Source organism: Roseateles sp. YR242 (genome assembly GCF_900109745.1).
Classification (GTDB): Bacteria; Pseudomonadota; Gammaproteobacteria; order Burkholderiales; family Burkholderiaceae_C; genus Roseateles.
In genome coordinates this window covers 1-5,336 of record NZ_FOAV01000030.1, presented here as the reverse complement: position 1 = coordinate 5,336, position 5,336 = coordinate 1, and the positions used below count along the sequence as shown (strand labels likewise).

Here is a 5,336-nt window from a genome sequence, read left to right as displayed (position 1 = left end):
TTGGCAATGTAGAACGCGCTACGGACGAGGCGCTTGCTTCTGGAAAATACGCGCGCCGGACCGATGTAAGCTACAGACCGGCGTCGGATGTGAATGCTACTTACCCGGAAGGTTGGTCACCGCCGTACAAACCAGGAACGCGAGTCACCGAGTTCACGACCACCGTTGACGACACGTACGTTAGAGTACATGGTGAGAACAATATGGCTCGCTCATGGATGATGAAGCGCGAGGCAGTTCAAGGGCTCTCTCCGGAGAACATTCAATCGAAGTACGCTCTGCCGGAGATTCCCACTTACATGTCTGACGTGTATGTGCCTGCAGGCACTAAAGTTCGCACTGGCATCGTTAATCCGGTATTCGATGGTGTGGGCAATGCAATTCAATATGAGCTGCTCCAGCGACTTCCGGCGTCCAACTTCAGAAACACTGTGAGAATAGGGCAATGAATACTTCATCTATTCGAGGCGGAAACACTCACCTATTTATTGAGGGGCGACGCATAGAGCTTCCGTATCCAATTGCGAAGGTGCTAAATTTCCGCGGATTGGTTATTGTCATGATTGAGCCGCCACCTGGCGTCTTATTCAATCGCAACGTCTTGGCATTTACTGGGGCCGCAGAGCCCGCTTGGCAGATTGAAGAAAGCCCGCATGGCACAGAGAGAGACAAGCCGTACGTCGGCATCACTCGCAATGATGACGACGAACTCATCGCGTCTAACTGGAACGGTGTTGATTACCGACTGAACCCTGAGAGCGGGAGGCTGACCGTCAAGGCTTTCCAAAAATAGGCTTGGGTTTTGGCAATGTGGAAGTTGCGGCCGGAGCTGACGTGCTCTCGGAGGCGGCAACGGGACGCGCGTACCTGAATGATAAGTTTGGCCGTACGGGCGACCTCAATCTCGACATCAACATCCGCGGACGTCGGCTTGCTCACGCTGAAAGGCCATCCGCTGAATGACGGAACGTTCCGTCCCTTGGCTGGCAACTTGGTCTTTATCGGCGTCACGAAGTCCATCAGGAAGCTCACCGAATACATCGGCGACCCCAAGCACCCGCAAGGGTTCAAGGATGAGCGTGTCGTGGCTGACTTCGACGTGCAAGCTCAAGCCGAAGGCACGCGGTTCATGCTCGAAGGAATCTTGCAGGAGCCTGTGGCCTGGGTGGAATGGGAAGTGGTTGCTGCTGGATTCGAGTTCCACGCTGACTGACCTGGGGTGGGTGCCAGGCGAGCTACCGAGTCCAGGCCGGCCACCGGCCGCCCGTGAGGGCTTGGCCTTGACGCGGTGGCGCGCTGAACGACGCTCGCCGTGTGCGGTGCCTGGCCGTTGTGAGGCCTGGCACCGCTGACGGCAGAGGGCGACTCGCTCCCTTCCCTGGGAAGGGCGGGGGGATGGGATGTAGCCGCTGCCGTGAGGACAGCGGGCAGCACCGGCCGGCGCCGGTGCTGACGCGAAGGCGCATTCGCCCCCCAGGCGGGTTGCCGCAGCGCTGCGGGGGCCGACCTCGTGCAGGCGCGGTCCAAGCGCCGGGTCCGCGCCCACGCGGACGCATGAGGTTGGGGTGCAGGAAGCGAGCAGCGACCGAAGCCCGCCGCTGACGAAGCGAAGCGCAGGAAGCCACCCCGGGGTGCGACGAGGCGTCCAGCCTCGAAGCGAACGACGGCCACGGAGAACGCTGCTCGCATCGCGGGGTGGCTTCCTGCGCGCAACGCCGACGACAGGCGGTGTGGAGGGCAGGCCGCGGCGCCCATGATGGGTGACGAAGGGCGTCCGGCCCGTAGAAGGTGCGTGCGGCCCTAGCCGCCGAAGAGCACCTGTTTCGACCGCCCGCAGTCCCTGCGCGCTGGCAGCGTCTGCTGCGAGCGTGCTGGGGCTGCAGACGCATCGGCAGATGCGTCATCGCTACACCTCGCATCCCCGATGCGAGGTGTAAACCCATGCGACTGTCTCCCGATGCCCTGGCTGGCCTGCTGCGGCCATCGCCCCCGAAACCAAAGCAGCCCACGTCGCGCGAGCGCGCGGCGATGAACCGCCTGCGCGTGCTGCAGGCCGTGTGGCCGAGCACGGGCACCTGCGCTGCGCGGACCTGGCTGCTGCGTGCTGGCCAGGCGCGCGCTACGGCGAGCAGATGGCCCAGCGCACCGTGCGCGGCCTGGTCGAGTCGGGCGAGCGCATGCCCCGGCGCAATGCCCTGGGTGGAACATCGTTCGTCTGCACGCGGCCCGGTGCGGCCGTGCTGGAGCTGCGCGGCGTCAAGGCGCACCATGGCCTGGACTTGGCCGTGAGCGGCCCGACATGCCGGCACGCGGTGCTCACGGCGCGCTGGTGCCTGCACAAGCGAGCGCAGGGCTTCCAGACCTTCACCGAGTACAGGCTGCAACAGGGACAGGCGCCGGTGAGTCGCGAGCTGCTGTTCAAGCGCCTGGGCCGCCACGCCGATGCAGTGCTCATCAAGGGCACGCAGCTATCAGCCCATCACGGGCAACTACCCGACGGCGTCGGTGGGGACCTATCAGGTCAAGGCGGGGGACACCTTGCGCAGCATTGCGCAGCAGTCCTACGGCGACGAAGGCTTCTGGTACCGCATTGCGGAGACCAATGGCCTGAGTGGCGACCGTGACCTGCGCGTGGGCCAGACCATCAACATCCCGAGTGTGGTGGGTACGGTTCGCAACAATGCGAGCACCTACAAGCCGTACGACCCGAGCAAGATCACGGGCGACACGATGCCCAACATGCCGTCGCCCAACAGTGGTGGTGGGTGCGGTGGCATTGGGATGCTGCTGGTGGTGGTGGTGGCTGTGGTGGTGACGGTGTTTACGGCTGGGGCGGCAGCCATGGCTATGGCGGGCACCTTGTCAGCAGCCACCAGCGCCGGGGCCATCATGACGGCCGGCGCTGCAGCGATGTCAGCTGGAACGCTGGCTGGAGTCGCAGCGGCAGCGGTGGGCGCAGCGGTCGGGTCGATCGTGAGCCAGGGCGTGGCCATGGCTATTGGCATGCAAGAACAGTTCAGTTGGAAACAGGTCGGCTTGTCTGCGATTGGTGGGGCTGTGTCCTCGGGACTCGGTCCCGCGTCGGGCTTCTATGGCGGCCCGACGGTATCCGTGGTGCTCAAGGCAGCTACCAGCAATGCAATCACTCAAGGCATCGGTGTCGCCACGGGCTTGCAGGACAAGTTCAACTGGAAGGGCGTAGCTGCTTCTGCAGCGGCTGCATTTGTTGCCAAAAGCCTGAGTGACACAGTGTTGGGCTCCAAGGTGGCCGACGCGACGGCTCCGGGCGGTTTCTCGCGCACGGGCGGACTGGTCGACGCATGGGGCGGCGGGGAGATCGCCAAGATCGCTGGATCGACGGTGCTGGGCATCGCGGCTGGCGCCACGGCCTCGCTGGTACGCGGTGGCCGGGTTGTGGTGCAGCAGGTGGCGACGGACGCATTTGGTAATGCGTTGGCGGACTCCATCGTTGCCAAACTCCAGTCGATCGGGGAACCAACGTTGGTGGAGCGTGCGGATCGCTCTCAAGCATCCAATGCCACGCTGCTTGCATTGGCGGACAAGTATGGTGGTTTGAAGAACGTGCCGGCAGATCTCCCGCAAGTTCAGGAGATGGTGAAGGACGGGCTCAATAACAGCGCGACCATTGCACGCCTTGTGAAAGACCAGGTGCTTGCGGCACAGATTGGCCGGGGGGCTGCGGTCAGCGGCGGCTCTGTGGTGTCTGAAGATTTGGAAGGCTCTCCGGCGGCCGTTCAAGTCGACGCGCGTCTGCCGACTACGTATGTTGAAGATCACAGTGGATGGAACGTTGCTCGCTTGGCCGCGACAACCGGCGGTGTGATTACAGGCCTCTTCCAAAGCATTGGGGACGGCTTGATCGGTGGGGCAGAGTTGCTCTACAGCTTGAATCAGGCTCAACAATACGTGCTGCTGCAAGCGGCTGGTCCGACCCTCAACCAGGCGATACCCGGCTACGAAGGTCGCAAACAGTCGTATGAAAATATCTCTGGTATCGGTGAGGCAGTGAGGCAGTTCGCTGACGCTCCCGGGAGGTTTGTCAGTGAAGCGGCAGGCGCCACCTTCCGTGACATTGAGTCATCGTTGGAGACCGCAGAGAAGACTCGCAATCTGTCGGACTGGTTCTTCTATGGCGCCAAAGTGGGCCATGCGGTGATGGATGTGGCCGGCATGGTTGAAGGCCTCTATGGGTTGTCAAAGCTTGGTGTAGTGGCCGCGGGAGCTGCAGTCAAGACGGCTAAGGCTGTAGCCATTTCGCTTGCACCCAAGATGGGAGAGATGCTCGAAAACTACATGCCCAAGATCGGGGCCATTCGCTACATCGTTCCGGCGACGCGCAGCATGGGAGGGGCGACTAAGATTGGCAATACTGCCGATGTTCTCGACCCAGCCGCGTCGCGACTGGCTCAACCCGGCGGCCTCATGGCGACCGAAGGCAATCAGGTCGCCCGCGCGGACGGCAGTCTGGCTACGACTCATCCGCTGGCCAAACACGGCCCTGACGTGACTGACCAGTACATCCATGACCGGGTCGCCACCGAACTGGTAAAAAAGGATGGGACTCTGCGTCCTGGCTCGCGAACAGCCTTCAACGACAGAGCGCAGATGGAGGACGCGATTGCTGAGACAATCAATCTGCGTCAGAACGACATTGACACTTGGCTAGCGTCGGGTCCGAGGCCGGGGGTGCCTGAGGCATTTACTGCTGACCCAGGAATGGGAAATCTCGGTCGCGGGTACCAAGTCACAACGAAGGGTGGCTCAATCGTCCCCATCAGCCAACCGATGCCGAATGTGAACCTAGTTCTTATCCCGGATGGGAATGGCGGTTGGCTCATTCACACGGCGCATCCGTTTTAACTAGAGGTCTGGAAGACATATGTTTGATTGGAAAGCATCGTTGGCGAGGCTCTTCGCCGCGACGGTCAATCAAGAGCCGCTTGAAAACGCAGCTGACTTGATGGTCTCTGTAAGCGCGCGAGATGCAAGCTACCACACTGAATGCGTAGCCACGCTTGAGGGAGGCATTCAAGCTTGCGACAAAGGTGAGACAGAGGTGCTTTCGGCGATAAATCAAAGCGGATACAAGGTTGGCACCCTGGACGAAGCAAAAGAGCTCTTGGTGGAGTTTCTTGAAATCTATGAACAGCGATACCGCGAGGCGATGACCTCGAAATAGACACCAAGTATTTGAGACCCGCCGTAAGGCGGGTTTTTAACTTGGCAATGTAGAACGCGCTACGGACGAGGCGCTTGCTTCTGGAAAATACGCGCGCCGGACCGATGTAAGCTACAGACCGGCGTCGGATGTGAAT

The 5,336-nt window shown here is 61.4% G+C and carries 7 protein-coding genes; all 7 read left to right on the top strand.

Going from position 1 to position 5,336, the window contains the following annotated elements; translation table 11 throughout:
- Positions 1-449, top strand: a 449-nt coding sequence (locus tag BMY53_RS26225; RefSeq protein WP_218151306.1) for a hypothetical protein, incomplete at its 5' end; no start/stop codon positions are given.
- Positions 446-793, top strand: a complete 348-nt coding sequence (locus BMY53_RS25780) for a DUF7957 family protein (RefSeq protein ID WP_143074253.1) — start codon at positions 446-448, stop codon at positions 791-793. The genes BMY53_RS26225 and BMY53_RS25780, both read left to right, overlap by 4 nt.
- Before the next feature lie 17 nt (positions 794-810).
- A complete protein-coding gene (locus BMY53_RS26855) occupies positions 811-963 on the top strand; it encodes a polymorphic toxin type 46 domain-containing protein (RefSeq protein ID WP_404947910.1) in 153 nt (50 codons plus the stop codon).
- Positions 932-1,213 carry a hypothetical protein gene (locus tag BMY53_RS25175; protein WP_092949920.1) on the top strand — a complete coding sequence of 94 codons (282 nt, stop codon included), beginning with the start codon at positions 932-934 and terminating at the stop codon, positions 1,211-1,213. Before BMY53_RS26855 ends, BMY53_RS25175 begins: the two co-directional genes overlap by 32 nt.
- A gap of 844 nt (positions 1,214-2,057) precedes the next feature.
- On the top strand, positions 2,058-2,624 hold the full coding sequence (locus BMY53_RS26615; protein ID WP_255370379.1) for a hypothetical protein: 567 nt from the start codon (positions 2,058-2,060) through the stop codon (positions 2,622-2,624).
- Positions 2,539-4,881, top strand: coding sequence for an RNase A-like domain-containing protein (locus tag BMY53_RS25170; RefSeq protein WP_255370378.1), 2,343 nt, complete (start codon positions 2,539-2,541; stop codon positions 4,879-4,881). Before BMY53_RS26615 ends, BMY53_RS25170 begins: the two co-directional genes overlap by 86 nt.
- Before the next feature lie 19 nt (positions 4,882-4,900).
- On the top strand, positions 4,901-5,200 hold the full coding sequence (locus BMY53_RS25165; RefSeq protein ID WP_092949916.1) for a hypothetical protein: 300 nt from the start codon (positions 4,901-4,903) through the stop codon (positions 5,198-5,200).
- Positions 5,201-5,336 lie beyond the last annotated feature (136 nt).

Excerpts from the sequence above, each read along its gene's own strand:
- BMY53_RS25165 (WP_092949916.1), top strand. The coding sequence starts at position 4,901 with ATGTTTGATTGGAAAGCATCGTTGGCGAGGCTCTTCGCCGCGACGGTC.
- BMY53_RS25780 (WP_143074253.1), top strand. The coding sequence starts at position 446 with ATGAATACTTCATCTATTCGAGGCGGAAACACTCACCTATTTATTGAG.